Below are 14,606 nucleotides of genomic sequence, written 5' to 3'. Positions count from 1 at the left end.
CCATGCGCATCGAGCAGTGATCGACCAGTTTACGATCAGAGGTTATGTTTTCCAGGTAACCCGTAAGCATAAGCTTGAAGAATACAACCGGGTCAATGGACGGGTTCCCGGTGCTTCCATACAGATCTCTGGTTTCTTTGTAAATGGAGTTCAAATCCAGAGATTCTCTCAACTTCCGATAAAAATTATCCTTTGGAATCCGCTCGGATAACTGGAAGTTCATGAACAGCTTTTCGGAGTAGTTTTTTCTTCCTTGCATTCCTGAAGTTACAAAATTCCAGGCAGTTATGGAAAGGATTTAGGCTGTTTTTCATTGAGTTCTGCAACGGCCACGGTGGTTAAAGCGTAATTTGAATGATCAACTGAATCCTGCCTTCTAAGTGAATAGACTATGTATTTCAGTTCACTAAACATCTAGGGTGCACCTTAATACGTAATTCAACTTCAAAGCACAGCATAGCCGTCGTTCTTGAAGGCTGATTTAAATGGGTGTACCAACAAAGCCTGGCCAAATATTGACTAGGCTTTGTTGGTAGGCATTGTTTTCGTCTGATTGCGGATTTGCCTGTATACTAAGGTCAAATTAAAATCACTTTGTATTGGTATATTCAGCAGCGGTTACCGGTTGGAGCCACTTGACCCTTCCGTTGGCATGGTTAGGCGTCACTGCCATTTGAACAAAGCCGGTTTCGGGAGAAGCGCCGTGCCAATGCGGCGTGTTGGGCGGACATTTGACGGTATCGCCTTTTCGGAGGACTTGAATGGGTTTGCCCTTTTCCTGGTAATAACCTACACCGTCGATGGCAATAATGCCCTGGCCGCCTCCATGTGAATGCCAGTATGTCCTGGCACCTGGCTCAAAGGTCACAGAAGACACTGGAATATTGAAAGCACTATCAGCTTGGATCAACGGGTGAACCCATGCTTTTCCAGTGAAATTGCTAGCTGGGGCCAGCTGTCCTTTTGGAAAAATCGACCTGCTTGGCGACCCGGCATCTTTTACCTGGGCGCTTACAAAGATGTGGGTCAGCGTCAGCAGGAATGCTAACAGCAAACGGTCCAGTCCTTTTGATCGCTGCATTTCGCGGGGTTTTAGATTAATTGAGATTGCTTAAAATCCTGTATTCATTTGGAGTTTGCCCGATCCGCTGTTTGAAAAGGCGGCTAAAATGCTGGGGATATTTAAATCCCAGTTCGAAGGCGATCTCGTTAACGGTTTTGTCGCTACTAAATATCCTTTCCTTGGCGGCTTCAATCACCTTCATTTGAATGTATTCCTGGGCAGTCTGGCCGGTTTCTTTCTTAACCAGGTCACCAAAGTATTTTGCTGACAAGTTGAGCTCTTCGGCGCAATACGAGACAGACGGCAGGCCAATGGTCTGGGGTTTCTCCGAGCTGAAATAACTGCTCAAAAGGGCCTCAAATTTTGCCAGGATTCCCCTGTGTATGGTATCACGCGTAAGAAACTGCCTGTCGTAAAAGCGTGTGCAATAGTCAAGGAACAATTCAAGGTTAGCGGCAATAAGTTTTCTGCTGTGCTTGTCAATGGCGTGTTCAAGCTCATACTTAATCTTGCCAAAACAATCCATCACAATCTGCCTTTCACGCTGGGACAAATGCAGCGCTTCATTGACCTGGTAACCAAAAAACGAAAATTCCTGCATCTTCCCGTTCAGTGAAGTTCCCAAAAGCAGATCGGGATGAAAGACGAGCGCGTGGCCTTTGGGTTGATAAAGCTCCCCGTCATTTTCGACAGTGAAAACCTGTCCAGGAGACATGAAGACCAAAGTGCCCTCCTGATAATCATAATATTCTTTCCCGTAACGAAGATCGCCGCAGACGACATCTTTTAAGAAAATCCCGTAGCAGCCCATGTATTGGCTTGTCTTCTTTCTGGGACTGGCGGTTGACAAATCAATCACAGTTACCAGCGGGTGCAGTGTTTCCTGCTGGTTAAATGCATTGTATTGATTTACAGTTTCGAAACGAATGATGTCTTCCATAGTCTGAGAATTTTATATGCCCAAAGTTACCCAATTCATTACCTGCTGAAAAATCCGGAAAGGCAAATCAGGAATATTGGTAGACAAATCGGGAATCTGTATACCATTTGCTCTCAAAGCAAAGCCGAAATTTACAATCCAATTAAACTGCGGAAATATCCAAAAAATGAGAAACATACTTACAGGTTTAACTTTCATTTTAAGTTTTGGTTTGCAGGCCCAGCCAACATCAACCAATACGGGTGCCAGCGAAAGTCCTACGGTCCAGACAAGCGCTGGAACTTTACGGGGGCTCACAGAAGCAGACGCTGATGTCTTTAAAGGAATCCCCTATGCGGCAGCACCCATTGGAGAATTCCGATGGCGAGCCCCGCAGCCATATCCTGCTTGGCAGGGCGTAAAGGATGCAACTAAATTTTGCGCCGATTGTGCCCAGGCTGGCTGGCCACGCCAGGCGGGTAAGATCCGGGAAAACACATCGGAGGATTGTCTGTTTCTAAATATATGGAAGCCTAGTGCAGCCAAGCCGGGAGCCAAACTACCTGTCATGGTATGGATTTACGGAGGCGGGTTTGTGGGCGGTGGGAGTTCCTATCCTGAAACTTTCGGCACTCAGTTTGCCAAACAAGGCGTCATTCTGGTGAATTTCAATTACCGCTTGGGCCGGCTCGGGCATTTTGCGTTCCCTGCATTAGGCGCTGAGCATCCCAATGAGCCAAAAGGGAGCTATGCCTATATGGATCAGATCGCGGCGCTTAAATGGGTGCAGCAGAATATTGCCGCATTTGGTGGTGATCCAAAGAATGTGACGATTTTTGGTGAATCGGCTGGTGGCGTTTCAGTGCATTCACTGCTGACGATCCCGTCTGCGAAAGGCCTTTTTCAAAAGGCAATTATCGAGTCGGGCGGCGGCCGTGACGGCGTTTTATCAAGCAGGCCGATCAGTAAAGAAAATGCCGACAAATATTATCCTGTGTCAGCCGAGACAATAGGTGTAAACTTTGCTGCTAAACATGGTATCCAGGGTAAGGATGCAGCAGCCTTGGACAAACTGCGCTCACTTTCTGTGGAAGATATTGTCGATAATGGACAAGAAAGCAATGGCCAGGGCGGGGCGCTGATTTACGCCGGGCCGATCCTGGACGGCAAATTGGTTGTAGAGACATTCGAGCAGGCATATAAGGCAGGCAGGCAGATCCGTGTTCCAATCATCATTGGTTCGAATAGTGCAGAAGTACCGGCTGGCTTTGTGAATGCAAGGTCAAAGGACGAATTGCTGGCGCAGTTTGAACCTGTACGTAAGGAAATGACTGCTGCCTATGATCCGGATGGTAAAACAGACTTCGCTCAAATGCTTTCGATGGTCAACACCGATAAAGTTTGGGCAGAGCCAGCCCGGTTTACTGCAAGTGCGGTCACAGCCAAAGGTGACAAAGCCTACGTTTATCTTTTCTCCTACGTAGCAGCTTCCATGCAACAGCGGATGCGTTTTGGCGCAGGACATGCTTCCGAAATCGCTTATGTTTTTGACAATCTGATGGAGCGCAGCGGAGCTACAATTGCACCAACAGACAAACAGGTTGCCACGATGATGAACGCGTATTGGGCCAATTTCGCCAAGACATCAGACCCAAATGGTAAGGGTTTACCAAAGTGGCCGGTTTATGATCCAAGGAAAAACGAAATCATCGAGTTCCGCTCTGACGGCTCGGCTATGGGCGGACCCGACCCTAAAAAAGCACGGCTGGATGTGATGCAAAAGGCTACGGAGAAATAGACTGAAAGCGGTTCTGGCATAGCTTTCCTGATAGGGTCTGGCCCAATCTTCTACCAGGAATATTGGTAGAGAAAACGGGAATCTATATACCAAACATGCCCCTGGAAAGGCGGAACTTTGCATCATCAAAACAAAGACCACTATGGAAACAGTAAAATTAAATAACGGCGTAGAAATGCCAATTCTGGGGTTCGGGGTTTTTCAAGTGCCGGACCTTGCAGAATGTGAGAGAAGTGTATTGGACGCGATCGATACAGGTTACCGCCTGATTGATACGGCAGCGGCCTACCAGAACGAAGAAGCCGTAGGGAATGCAATAAAGAAAAGTGGCCTTGCCAGGGAAGAGCTCTTTATTACTACAAAGCTCTGGATACAATCCAACGGATACCAGGATACCAAAAAGGCATTTGAGGTTTCGCTGAAAAAGTTACAGCTGGACTACCTGGACTTGTATTTGATCCACCAGCCATTCGGCGATGTGTATGGAGCGTGGCGGGCAATGCAGGAACTATATAAGGAAGGTAAAATCAGGGCAATTGGTGTAAGTAACTTCCAACCTGACAGGCTCATTGACCTGATCATCCATAACGAAATTGTCCCGGCAGTCAACCAGATTGAAACGCACCCTTTTCACCAGCAGGTTGAAACGCAGCAATTCCTGGAAGAAAACAATGTGCAGATCCAGTCCTGGGGGCCATTCGCAGAAGGTAAAAACGGCTTGTTTCAAAATGAGCTCTTAGCCTCGATTGGTCAAAAATATAACAAAACAATCGCGCAGGTAGTCGTCCGTTGGCTCACGCAGCGGGGGGTAATTGCAATTCCGAAATCGGTCCGTAAAGAAAGAATGGCAGAGAACCTGAGCATTTTTGATTTCCAGTTGAGCGCGCAAGATATGGACGCGATCAAATCTCTGGATACCAATGCGAGTAGCTTTTTCGATCACCGTGATCCCAATATGGTGAAATGGCTAGGTGAAAGAAAGCTGGATGATAAATAGCCTATAAGAGGGCGAGAAATTAATATTTAACCTTTAAATCAACTTATTACTCATGCAATTGCATTCTCAATCATTTTTCAAATCTGTTCTGGCAGCTACGTTTTTGGGGCTATGCTTCGTGCTGGCAGGTACTCAATCGTCACTAGCACAAGGCGCAGCCGGCCAGGAGCAACAAATCATTGACCTTTCAAAAAAGAAGTGGCAATGGATGGCTGATAAGAACGTGGACGAGCTGGCCAAACTCTTTGATGACAAAGCAAAATTTGTCCATATGAGCGGTACCTGGAAAAAAGACGAAGAGCTCGAAATCATCAAGACCGGAAGCATCTGGTACAGAAAAGCCGACGTGCACGATGTAGCGGTGGAGCTTTTTGACGATACGGCTATCATTTGGAGTCGTATTACGCTGGAATCAACAGTTCGGGGTAGCGAGGCGAAAGTTGAATTTACAGTTACGGAAGTTTATAAGAAACGGGGCGCTGACTGGAAACTGCTGGCGCTTACATTCAGCAGTGTGCGCGATACGCATGTTATCAAACATTAAACCGGAGATACAATGAAATTGAACGTAAATAAAACAATCACCAGAACCCTTACCTGCCTGATACTTGCAGCAGGCTTGATGCTAGGATCTCAGGGAGCATTCGCGCAAGCTGAAAATAGCGCCGAGCAGAAAATCATTGCCCTTTCTAAAACTAAATGGCAGTGGATGGCAGACAAGAATGCAGACTCACTGGCTGCGCTCTTTGATGAAAAGGCCGTCTTTGTTCACATGGGCGGATCATGGGGCAAACAGCAGGAAGTCAATATCATCAAGTCCGGGGGCATTCATTACAAAAAGGCAGATATCCATAAAGTATCCGTAAACATCATTGGATCAACGGCTATCCTTTTGAACAGGATTACACTGTTAGCGGTCGTTGGCGGCAGGGAAGTCACCAACGAGTTTGAAGTAACGGAAGTGTATGTGCAGCAAAAAGAAGGTTGGAAACTGGGATCACTCTCATTTACCAAGGTGGGAGGATAATAAACATCAGAAAACATGAAACTAACCGCTCCATTAGCACACCTGCTGCTGGCTTTTTTGTTCTTGGTTTCGGCTTGCTCTTCTACTCAAACTGAGCGGATCGATGCTGAAACGGGCACTGATGTGGCAGCTGACAAGATCCTGATCGTCTATTTATCCCGCACGAAGAATACCAAGGCAGTTGCGGAAATGATCCAGAAGAACGTAGGTGGAAAACTGGTGGCGATTGAGCTGGAAAAGCCGTACCCTGAGAATTATCAGGCAACTGTCGCGCAGGTAGCCAGTGAAAACCAGTCGGGATATCTGCCGCCTTTGAAAACTAAAATTGATAGTATCGGCCAGTACGATGTGGTCTTTGTCGGTTTTCCGACCTGGGGGATGCAGCTCCCACCGCCGATGAAAAGTTTTCTGAAACAATACGATTTGAGCGGAAAGACCATCATTCCCTTCAATACGAACGGTGGCTACGGCATTGGTAGCACGTTCGAAACAGTCAGGCAGCTATGCCCGAACAGTAAAATACTGGAAGCTTATTCGACCCGGGGCGGTCTTGAAAGGGACGGGCAGCTGCTGATGATCAAGGATGAGAAAGCGCGCCAGACCGAGGATGAGATCAAGCAATGGCTTGAAAAGCTTAAAATGATTTAATGCGAACAATTTGATTCAAGCGTCGCAGACTAAATGCAATAGATATGAGAAATAAAGCAATACTAAGCCTTGTATGTGTGGTATGCTCCATAGTAAGCTTGCAAGGCCAGGCACAGAAAACTAAAAGTCAGAAACCTTTAATCATCCAGGAGCAGGGCGCTTTTTCGGCTGGTGGCAGCGTAACCAAAAGTGAAGGCACGTTCGACGCGCTCAAACCCTGGAATGTAGCGCAGGGCGGACAAACCCGCCACGGGGACCATGCCGACGTGTTTTACCAGATCCCGCCAAAGGCAAAGCGACTTTCTATGGTTTTTCTGCATGGCTACGGGCAGTCGCGCCGCAGCTGGCAAACCACGGCCGATGGAAGGGAAGGCTTTGCCAATATCTTTCTAAGAAAAGGCTACGGTGTTTATCTGGTAGACCAACCCGGGCGTGGCCACGCAGGGCAAACATCAAAGCCAGGACAGATCACGGCCACACCCGATGACCAGACCTGGTTCACCCAGTTCCGGATCGGCTTGTATCCAGATTTTAATGAGGGTGTGCAGTTTCCCAAAGACAGCGTATCGCTGGATAATTTTTTCCGGATGATGACGCCCAACACGGGCAGTGTCGATGAAGCAACGATTGTAAATGCTATGTCGGCAGTGATGGATAAATCTGGCGACGGGATATTGTTTACCCATTCGGCCGGTGGTTCGCCGGGATGGAAGACTGCTATTAAAAACCAGCATGTTAAAGCTGTTGTGGCCTATGAGCCGGGTGGGTTTACTTTTCCCGAAGGCCAGGAGCCCGAAGGCAACCGTGGCGGTAAAGGAGTCCCCCTTGATGAGTTCAAGAAACTGACCAAGATACCCATTGTGGTTTATTTCGGTGATTTCATCCCGAAAGACGAAACGAAAGCAGCTTCACTTAATTTTTGGAAAAATGTATTGGCTACGGCGCGCCAGTGGGCAAAGGTGGTAAACAGCCACGGAGGCGATGCTACTATTGTCCATTTGCCAGAGATAGGTATTAAAGGCAATACCCATTTTCTGATGTCGGATTTAAACAGTGAGCAAGTTGCAGGCGTGTTGGAGAAATGGTTAAAAGAAAAACGCCTGGATAAGTAATCATCAGACTATGGATTTAAGCAAAAACAAATTGAGAACCATCAGGTTAAAACCAGCTGCCTTTATAACGGTATTAGCGGTGGTTTTAATGACTGTTAACAGTATAAAGGCACAGAACGTGGCCAGCTCAAAAGAAGGATTAGCCCCCAAAGAGAAGAGTATCATTATTATTTCTTCCCTGACAGCACAAGGTGAGATCCCAGAGCTAAAAAAACAGCTTGGCGCGGGCCTTGATCAAGGTTTGAGTGTCAATGAGATTAAGGAAGTCCTGGTGCATACCTATGCCTATTGTGGTTTTCCACGGAGCATTCGCGGCTTGCAAACATTTATGCAGGTCATTGAAGAAAGGAAAGCCAGGGGCATCCATAACAACATGGGAAAAGAAGCATCTGTTGTCCCAGCTGATAGCAACAAATATGAGCGCGGCAAAAAAATACTAGGTGAACTGACAGGAACGCCACAGCCCGAGCAGCCTTCGGGCTATGGCGCATTTGCGCCTGCCATAGATACATTCTTAAAGGAACATTTGTTTGCAGACATCTTTGAAAGAGATGTGCTGACTTACGGCCAAAGGGAACTGGTGACCATTTCGGTAATCAGCGCCATTGGCCAGGCAGAGCCGATGCTAAAAAGCCATTTGAGCATTTCACTACGTACAGGTTGGTCGCCTGCCCAATTAAAAGAGTTTGTCACTGTCATTGCCCCAACAATCGGCAAGCAGAAAACCACAGCGGCAGATACAGTTTTAAACGAAGTATTAAGTAGTAATAAATAGAATGAAAAATATAGCAATCGCAACAATGAGCCTGTTAGCATCGATGTCAGAAGTGCAGGTAGCAAACGCTCAGGCTACAACAGCTAAAAACCCGTTTACGCTGGTTTATGATGGTGCTATTTCAGAAAACATAGCAGGCAAAGTCAACATCCACCCCGTAAAATATAAGTTGAATGGGATTGATATTGCCGCCAACGTATATACTCCAACGAATTATGACCCTGCAAAAAAATATCCAGCATTAGTCATTGCCCATCCCAATGGCGGTATTAAAGAACAGACAGCCGGGCTGTATGCGCAGCGGCTGGCAGGGGCAGGATACATCACCATTGCTGCGGATGCAGCCTACCAGGGAGCTAGTGGCGGCAAGCCCCGTCACACCGATAGACCTGCCTTTCGGACCGAAGACATTCGTGGGATGGCCGACTTTATCACCCGCTACAAGGGAGTGGATGTGAACCGTGTTGGCGCTTTGGGGATTTGTGGCGGTGGTGGATATACGTTAAAAGCTGCCCAATCTGACAAAAGACTAAAAGCGGTTGCAACCCTGAGCATGTTTAACTCGGGCGAAGTCCGGCGCAACGGCTTTCAGAATTCAGGCCTGGCAACCATTTCACAGCGTTTAAAACAGGCTTCCGATGCCCGCGCGCAGCAGGCCGCAGATGGCAAAATTATTTACGCCGGAGTGGCCAGTATCACTGATGAAGAAATTGCCAAGGTTTCCACAGATCTGTATCGCGAAGGGTACATTTACTATTATAGAACGCATGCACATCCCAACTCCACTTTTCTGTACCCTATGAGCAACTTACTGGATTTGATGACCTGGGACGCTACCGAGAACATGGATTTAATTGATCAGCCCTTACTCATGATGGCTGGAAGCAAAGCGGACACAAAATACATGACCGATGAAGCATTCCCCAAAGCTACTAATTCAAAAAGCAAGGAGCTGTTTGTTATCGATGGGGCAACACACATCCAGACCTATTGGAAGCCAGAGTATGTAGATCAGGCTGTTGACAAGCTCGCTGAGTTCTATACAAAGTTTCTGTAAGTCAAATATTTGGATTGTAGTTGTTACCAGCTGTAACTGCTTTTTTTTCTAAAAATATAAGCCTAATCTCACCATCAATTAAACCTTTTCACCATGGCCAAAATCACATTGAATATCAACAAGAAGGATTACCCTTTGGAAGCTGATCCACAAATGCCGCTCTTGTGGGCGATCCGCGATCTGGCTGGTCTAAAAGGTACTAAATATGGTTGTGGGGTCGCGCAGTGCGGGGCTTGTGTGGTGCATTTAGATGGCGAAGCAGTACGCTCTTGTGTGACCAAGGTGAGCCGTGCGGCTGGGAAAAAAGTGGTGACGATCGAGGGGTTGTCTGAAACAAATTCACACCCTGTCCAGAAAGCCTGGCAGGAATTTGACGTGCCGCAATGCGGTTATTGTCATTCAGGGCAGATTATGTCGGCTGCGGTGCTGCTGCGCGAAAAGCCCAATCCAACTGACCAGGATATTGATGATGCGATGTCGGGCAATATTTGCCGCTGTGGCACCTACCTGCGGATTCGCGAGGCGATCCACACGGCTGCCGAGTTGCAGAAAAAAACAGGTACGAAGGGTTAACAACATCCATTTTCAAACTCACCTTATGAAGCAAAAACCAGAAAATGGAATAAAACAATTTGTTCCAAAAAAGGCCGCTACCGTGCTGTCAATATTCATTTTTATCGTCGCCGTCGGGGCATCTGCATTCCGAAATGATGCGACGGTAAAACAGATTACATTCAGCACCATTAACCGTGATAGCGTAGAATCCGTACAAGCTTTTGAGATTGTTTATAAAACGCTGATGAGCCCGCGCTGTATGAACTGCCATCCGGCTGGGGATGTGCCGCTGCAAGGGGATGACAGCCATTTGCATGCGATGGGACCCAAACGTGGCTTGGATGGAAAGGGCGTCTATGCCATGAAATGTTCGAATTGCCATCAGGAAACCAACATAGCTGGCCTTCATATGCCGCCCGGCAACCCTGAGTGGCATTTGCCGCCTGCTGCCATGAAAATGGTTTTTCAAGGAAAAAGTGCGCATGAGCTGGCTAAACAGCTGGTTGACAAAAAGCAAAATGGGAACAAGGATATCAAAAAGCTGATCGAGCATGCCGATGATGGGCTTGTGCTGGCAGGCTGGGATCCGGGAGAAGGAAGGACATTGCCACCGGTAACACATGCCGAATTTAAAAAAGCCTGGATTACCTGGCTTCAAAGCGGCGCTTACGCCCCCAAGAAGTAAGGCTTTCAATTCAGGATCATCAACGAAAAAGTAGGAACACAATGGAAAAAAGACAATTAGGAAAAAGCGGGCTTGAAGTGTCGGCACTTGGCCTGGGTTGTATGGGACTAAGCTTCGGCTACGGCCCGGCAACAGATAAAAATGATGGTATTGCACTGATCAGGGCTGCATTCGAGCGTGGTGTAACTTTTTTTGACACTGCCGAAGCTTACGGGCCATTTACAAATGAAGAGCTGCTGGGCGAAGCACTTGAACCTTTTCGGGATCAAGTAGTGATTGCGACAAAATTTGGCTTTGAAGGTGGCGACTCGAAAGGCGGGCTTAACAGCAAGCCTGAAAGTATACGGGCATTTGTTGAAGCGTCACTCAAACGCCTTAGAACAGACCGCATCGATTTGCTATATCAACACCGGGTCGATCCACAGGTGCCAATTGAAGATGTGGCCGGAGCAGTAAAAGAGTTGATCCAGGCTGGAAAAGTCAAACATTTCGGACTTTCAGAAGCAGGCGCGCAGACGATTCGCCGGGCGCATGCGGTTCAGCCAGTTGCCGCGCTTCAAAGTGAATATTCACTCTGGTTTCGAGAGCCTGAGAATGAGATCTTGCCGACGCTGGAAGAGCTCGGGATCGGCTTTGTGCCATTCAGCCCGCTAGGCAAAGGGTTTTTGACCGGCAAGATCGACGAGAACACAACCTTTGACAAAAACGATTTCAGAAATATCGTACCCCGGTTCACCACAGAAGCACGTAAAGCAAACCAGGTAATGGTGGATTTGCTTAATCGTATTGCGCAGCAAAAAGGTGGAACAGGATTGCCTGCCACAGGAATGCCTGCCACCGCCGCGCAAATTGCATTGGCCTGGTTGCTCGCGCAAAAGCCCTGGATTGTGCCTATTCCGGGGACAACAAAGCTGCATAGATTGGAAGAGAACTTGGGCGGGGCAGCTGTTCAACTTAGCGAGCAGGACCGGGCTGAAATTGAAAGTGCAGCTTCGGAAATTAAAATTGAAGGGGCGCGTTATCCCGAAGCGTTGCAGAACCGGGTTGGAAAATAGTCAGCAGCTCGCTGTCTGTCATAGATGTTGAATTTGCCGTTTCTATCTCCTATTAAACATAGCAATATGAACTATATCCTGTCAATATGCCTGGCGATGCTTGTTTTCATTTCATGCAAGCAGAAATCTGACAATACGCCTGAGCCTTCTGTTCCCACCGGTCCGGATACAGAGCAAGCGGCAGATTCATCTGCGGTTGAGACTAATCCGCCCAATGCTACGTATTCACCTGCCGTAAAATGGTAATGTACTTTTAACTATTGCCAACTGGCGAGTTTGAATCGCCAGATCTTCTATAAGAACATTTTTTTTTCTCGAACTGACCTACGTGTGGGCAGCATTATCTTCACTTACTCATAAAAACCCTAAATACACTTATGGAGGAATTATGTTACAATGTAAGGCGTAAACTAATTCATGTTCAGGTAACTATATTTCAATCAGGATATTCTAAAATGTCTCGCACCATTTGAAATTATTTTGGATAATGGTGGATTTATGCCGGTTAACTTGCTCTAAAAATGAGGAAGATGCATTGGAATGTTTCTTACCCTTCAACCAGATCAAGCTCCACATCGTGTTTATGGGCAGCCCTTTAACCATTACTATTCTTAATTCGTTATTAAGCAGTTCGTTTCTAATTCCTATCAAGGGCATAATTGAATATCCTAATCCAGCCAAGATTGCCTGTTTAACAGCCTCATTAGAAGTAAGTTCCATTTTTTTTAATGCAGAAATTTTATGTTCGGCAATGAAGACCTCCATGACCTGACGCGTTCCAGAGCCTTTTTCCCTAAAGATGAGAGGAAGATCTTTGAACACCTCGTTCACATCATTTGAATGCTTACACTGCTGATTGGCTTTTCCAACCAGAAACAGTCTATTGGGCAAAAGATCCAGGCATTCAATATTGATTGCCGATGGCAGGATGGAGACAAGGGCAAAGTCAACATCATTGTTTTCAAGGCTTTCTATTACCTTGTTTTTATTGGTAACATCCATCAGCAGCTCAATACCTGGGTGCTGCTGCAAAAAATCGGATAGAAAAAATGGCATGACATATTTGCCGGTAGAAACTACTGAGATCTTCAGTCTACCAATCAATTGTCCTTTGTAAGCCAAAGTCTTATAATTGATTGCATATACCTGGTTCAGGATATTTTCTGCTGCCACGGCAATCTCATGACCGAAGTCGGTAATGTAGATCTTCCTTCCAACAACTTCGGTTAAGGGGACGTCAAATTGTGATTGAAAATTTTTTAGCTGGATAGAAACAGCGGGCTGGGATAAGTGCAATTCCTCGGAAGCTTTCGTAATACTTTCAGTTTTAACAACCGCTGAAAATATCCGTAGCTGATTCAATGTATAATTCATAATTTTTTTTTATGGATAGTATTGTAAATATAAATAAAAATATATGTTTTAGAGCGCTTATTTTTGATGCCACAAACCGTTCAAGATCATATGACAAAAATTACAATTGCCAAGGGCGATGGGATTGGCCCTGAAATCATGGATGCTACTTTGAAGATTATTTTATCTGCGGGTGCAAAGATTGACATTGAAGAAATTAAAGTTGGTGAAACAGTTTATCTTGCAGGAAACACCGCTGGTATAGCACCAGAATCCTGGGATACGATTCGCCGCAATAAGATTTTTCTAAAAGCGCCTATCACCACCCCGCAAGGTGGCGGTTACAAAAGTTTGAACGTAACGACCCGCAAGTTTTTAGGGCTTTACGCCAATGTGCGGCCCTGCATGAGCCTTCATCCCTTTGTCAATACCAAGCATCCAGATATGGACATTGTTATCATCAGGGAAAACGAGGAAGATTTATATGCCGGGATAGAACACCGTCAGACAGACGAAGTCGTTCAATGCCTGAAATTAATTAGCCGGCCGGGCTGTGAAAAAATTGTTCGGTATGCTTTCGAATATGCCAAGCAGCAAGGCAGAAAAAAGGTTACCTGTTTCACCAAAGATAACATTATGAAACAAACTGATGGCTTGTTTCATAGCGTCTTCGATGAAATATCAAAGCAATATCCGGATATAGAGAATGAGCACTGGATCATCGATATTGGCGCGGCAAAACTGGCTGATACCCCGGAGCTCTTCGATGTACTGGTAATGCCCAACCTGTATGGTGATGTGCTAAGTGATGTGGCTGCTCAAATAGCAGGGTCCGTTGGTTTAGCGGGTTCAGCCAATATTGGGGAAGAATGTGCCATGTTTGAAGCTATCCACGGCTCGGCGCCGAGAAGGGCGGGCCAAAACCTGGCTAATCCATCAGGTTTACTGCAAGGTGCTGTAATGATGTTAAACCACATCGGGCAAACTAAAGTAGCTGAACGAGTACACAACGCCTGGCTCAAAACCATAGAGGATGGAACGCATACCTATGATATATTTAGAGATCAGACCAGCAGATTGAAAGTGGGCACGAAAGAATTTGCTTTGGCAGTTATAGAAAATCTTGGGAAGAAACCGCGCGCTTTGAAGGAGGTATCTTTTAGCGGGAATTCAGCGCTGGTACTTCCAAAATATCAGCGCCAGGCCAGGGCAGTCAAGGAGCTTGTCGGAGTTGATCTATTTGTTGACTGGGTTGGCAAAGACCCGGATGAGCTGGCGATTACCATGAAACGTATAGAGGTGGACGGTATTGAGCTTGCAATGATTACGAACAGGGGGATTAAAGTTTGGCCCAATGGATTTGAGGAAACTTTTTTGACCGACCACTGGCGGTGCCGTTTCAAGGCAAAGTATGGCAAGCTGACAGATAAGGAAGTTATAGCTCGCCTTCTTACCAGGTCTATATCAGAAAACGTAGACACTATCAAGACAGAGAACCTTTATATGTTCGATGGCAAGGACGGGTTTTCAATGGGTCAAGGCCAATAACGTGTCAATCCTAA

Annotated in this window: 17 protein-coding genes; 13 read left to right on the top strand and 4 right to left on the bottom strand. The window is 46.4% G+C overall.

Annotated features, from left to right (window positions below; genetic code table 11):
* From B5X68_RS27900 to B5X68_RS27890, 3 genes are all read right to left on the bottom strand, one after another.
* A partial coding sequence (locus tag B5X68_RS27900) for a transposase (RefSeq protein ID WP_141110145.1) occupies nt 1-259 on the bottom strand: 259 nt, incomplete at its 3' end.
* A 330-nt stretch (nt 260-589) separates the two neighbouring features.
* Complete coding sequence (locus B5X68_RS27895) at nt 590-1,081, bottom strand: cupin domain-containing protein (RefSeq protein ID WP_082218064.1); 492 nt, start codon at nt 1,079-1,081, stop codon at nt 590-592.
* Nucleotides 1,082-1,097: 16 nt separating this feature from the next.
* The gene (locus B5X68_RS27890; RefSeq protein WP_082218063.1) at nt 1,098-2,003 is read right to left on the bottom strand and encodes a helix-turn-helix domain-containing protein; all 906 of its coding nucleotides are present in this window, start codon (nt 2,001-2,003) and stop codon (nt 1,098-1,100) included.
* Nucleotides 2,004-2,169: 166 nt separating this feature from the next.
* Between B5X68_RS27890 and B5X68_RS27885 the strand changes: the two genes are divergently transcribed.
* From B5X68_RS27885 to B5X68_RS27830, 12 genes are all read left to right on the top strand, one after another.
* Complete coding sequence (locus B5X68_RS27885; protein WP_082218062.1) at nt 2,170-3,780, top strand: carboxylesterase/lipase family protein; 1,611 nt, start codon at nt 2,170-2,172, stop codon at nt 3,778-3,780.
* 142 nt (nt 3,781-3,922) lie between these two features.
* Nucleotides 3,923-4,777: an aldo/keto reductase gene (locus tag B5X68_RS27880; RefSeq protein ID WP_082218061.1), complete on the top strand. Its 855-nt coding sequence runs from the start codon at nt 3,923-3,925 to the stop codon at nt 4,775-4,777.
* 52 nt (nt 4,778-4,829) lie between these two features.
* On the top strand, nt 4,830-5,321 hold the full coding sequence (locus B5X68_RS27875; protein ID WP_082218060.1) for a nuclear transport factor 2 family protein: 492 nt from the start codon (nt 4,830-4,832) through the stop codon (nt 5,319-5,321).
* A 12-nt stretch (nt 5,322-5,333) separates the two neighbouring features.
* The gene (locus B5X68_RS27870) at nt 5,334-5,804 is read left to right on the top strand and encodes a nuclear transport factor 2 family protein (RefSeq protein WP_082218059.1); all 471 of its coding nucleotides are present in this window, start codon (nt 5,334-5,336) and stop codon (nt 5,802-5,804) included.
* Nucleotides 5,805-5,819: 15 nt separating this feature from the next.
* Nucleotides 5,820-6,452 (top strand): flavodoxin, encoded by a 633-nt coding sequence (locus B5X68_RS27865; RefSeq protein WP_082218058.1) that lies wholly within the window; start codon nt 5,820-5,822, stop codon nt 6,450-6,452.
* A 44-nt stretch (nt 6,453-6,496) separates the two neighbouring features.
* Nucleotides 6,497-7,564 (top strand): alpha/beta hydrolase, encoded by a 1,068-nt coding sequence (locus B5X68_RS27860; RefSeq protein WP_082218057.1) that lies wholly within the window; start codon nt 6,497-6,499, stop codon nt 7,562-7,564.
* Between the two features lie 10 nt (nt 7,565-7,574).
* Nucleotides 7,575-8,339, top strand: a complete 765-nt coding sequence (locus B5X68_RS27855) for a carboxymuconolactone decarboxylase family protein (protein WP_170916754.1) — start codon at nt 7,575-7,577, stop codon at nt 8,337-8,339.
* A gap of 1 nt (nt 8,340) precedes the next feature.
* Complete coding sequence (locus tag B5X68_RS27850; protein WP_082218056.1) at nt 8,341-9,396, top strand: alpha/beta hydrolase; 1,056 nt, start codon at nt 8,341-8,343, stop codon at nt 9,394-9,396.
* A gap of 93 nt (nt 9,397-9,489) precedes the next feature.
* A complete protein-coding gene (locus B5X68_RS27845; RefSeq protein ID WP_082218055.1) occupies nt 9,490-9,969 on the top strand; it encodes a (2Fe-2S)-binding protein in 480 nt (159 codons plus the stop codon).
* Nucleotides 9,970-9,994: 25 nt separating this feature from the next.
* Nucleotides 9,995-10,636, top strand: coding sequence for a hypothetical protein (locus tag B5X68_RS27840; protein WP_082218054.1), 642 nt, complete (start codon nt 9,995-9,997; stop codon nt 10,634-10,636).
* Between the two features lie 41 nt (nt 10,637-10,677).
* A complete protein-coding gene (locus B5X68_RS27835) occupies nt 10,678-11,691 on the top strand; it encodes an aldo/keto reductase (protein ID WP_082218053.1) in 1,014 nt (337 codons plus the stop codon).
* Between the two features lie 66 nt (nt 11,692-11,757).
* On the top strand, nt 11,758-11,937 hold the full coding sequence (locus tag B5X68_RS27830) for a hypothetical protein (RefSeq protein WP_082218052.1): 180 nt from the start codon (nt 11,758-11,760) through the stop codon (nt 11,935-11,937).
* 204 nt (nt 11,938-12,141) lie between these two features.
* Here the strand turns inward: B5X68_RS27830 and B5X68_RS27825 are convergent, their stop codons facing one another.
* Nucleotides 12,142-13,065, bottom strand: a complete 924-nt coding sequence (locus B5X68_RS27825) for a LysR family transcriptional regulator (RefSeq protein WP_082218051.1) — start codon at nt 13,063-13,065, stop codon at nt 12,142-12,144.
* A gap of 90 nt (nt 13,066-13,155) precedes the next feature.
* Here B5X68_RS27825 and B5X68_RS27820 point away from each other — a divergent pair, with 90 nt between their 5' ends.
* Complete coding sequence (locus tag B5X68_RS27820) at nt 13,156-14,592, top strand: NADP-dependent isocitrate dehydrogenase (RefSeq protein ID WP_082218050.1); 1,437 nt, start codon at nt 13,156-13,158, stop codon at nt 14,590-14,592.
* Nucleotides 14,593-14,606 lie beyond the last annotated feature (14 nt).

Origin of the sequence: Dyadobacter psychrophilus, assembly GCF_900167945.1 — a bacterium.
GTDB lineage: Bacteria > Bacteroidota > Bacteroidia > Cytophagales > Spirosomataceae > Dyadobacter > Dyadobacter psychrophilus.
This window is presented reverse-complemented; position numbering and strand designations above follow the sequence as displayed.

Excerpts from the sequence above, each read along its gene's own strand:
- B5X68_RS27860 (WP_082218057.1), top strand. The coding sequence starts at position 6,497 with ATGAGAAATAAAGCAATACTAAGCCTTGTATGTGTGGTATGCTCCATA.
- B5X68_RS27875 (WP_082218060.1), top strand. The coding sequence starts at position 4,830 with ATGCAATTGCATTCTCAATCATTTTTCAAATCTGTTCTGGCAGCTACG.
- B5X68_RS27820 (WP_082218050.1), top strand. The coding sequence starts at position 13,156 with ATGACAAAAATTACAATTGCCAAGGGCGATGGGATTGGCCCTGAAATC.
- B5X68_RS27885 (WP_082218062.1), top strand. The coding sequence starts at position 2,170 with ATGAGAAACATACTTACAGGTTTAACTTTCATTTTAAGTTTTGGTTTG.
- B5X68_RS27870 (WP_082218059.1), top strand. The coding sequence starts at position 5,334 with ATGAAATTGAACGTAAATAAAACAATCACCAGAACCCTTACCTGCCTG.
- B5X68_RS27855 (WP_170916754.1), top strand. The coding sequence starts at position 7,575 with ATGGATTTAAGCAAAAACAAATTGAGAACCATCAGGTTAAAACCAGCT.
- B5X68_RS27880 (WP_082218061.1), top strand. The coding sequence starts at position 3,923 with ATGGAAACAGTAAAATTAAATAACGGCGTAGAAATGCCAATTCTGGGG.
- B5X68_RS27895 (WP_082218064.1), bottom strand. The coding sequence starts at position 1,081 with ATGCAGCGATCAAAAGGACTGGACCGTTTGCTGTTAGCATTCCTGCTG.
- B5X68_RS27825 (WP_082218051.1), bottom strand. The coding sequence starts at position 13,065 with ATGAATTATACATTGAATCAGCTACGGATATTTTCAGCGGTTGTTAAA.
- B5X68_RS27845 (WP_082218055.1), top strand. The coding sequence starts at position 9,490 with ATGGCCAAAATCACATTGAATATCAACAAGAAGGATTACCCTTTGGAA.
- B5X68_RS27865 (WP_082218058.1), top strand. The coding sequence starts at position 5,820 with ATGAAACTAACCGCTCCATTAGCACACCTGCTGCTGGCTTTTTTGTTC.
- B5X68_RS27850 (WP_082218056.1), top strand. The coding sequence starts at position 8,341 with ATGAAAAATATAGCAATCGCAACAATGAGCCTGTTAGCATCGATGTCA.
- B5X68_RS27835 (WP_082218053.1), top strand. The coding sequence starts at position 10,678 with ATGGAAAAAAGACAATTAGGAAAAAGCGGGCTTGAAGTGTCGGCACTT.
- B5X68_RS27840 (WP_082218054.1), top strand. The coding sequence starts at position 9,995 with ATGAAGCAAAAACCAGAAAATGGAATAAAACAATTTGTTCCAAAAAAG.
- B5X68_RS27890 (WP_082218063.1), bottom strand. The coding sequence starts at position 2,003 with ATGGAAGACATCATTCGTTTCGAAACTGTAAATCAATACAATGCATTT.
- B5X68_RS27830 (WP_082218052.1), top strand. The coding sequence starts at position 11,758 with ATGAACTATATCCTGTCAATATGCCTGGCGATGCTTGTTTTCATTTCA.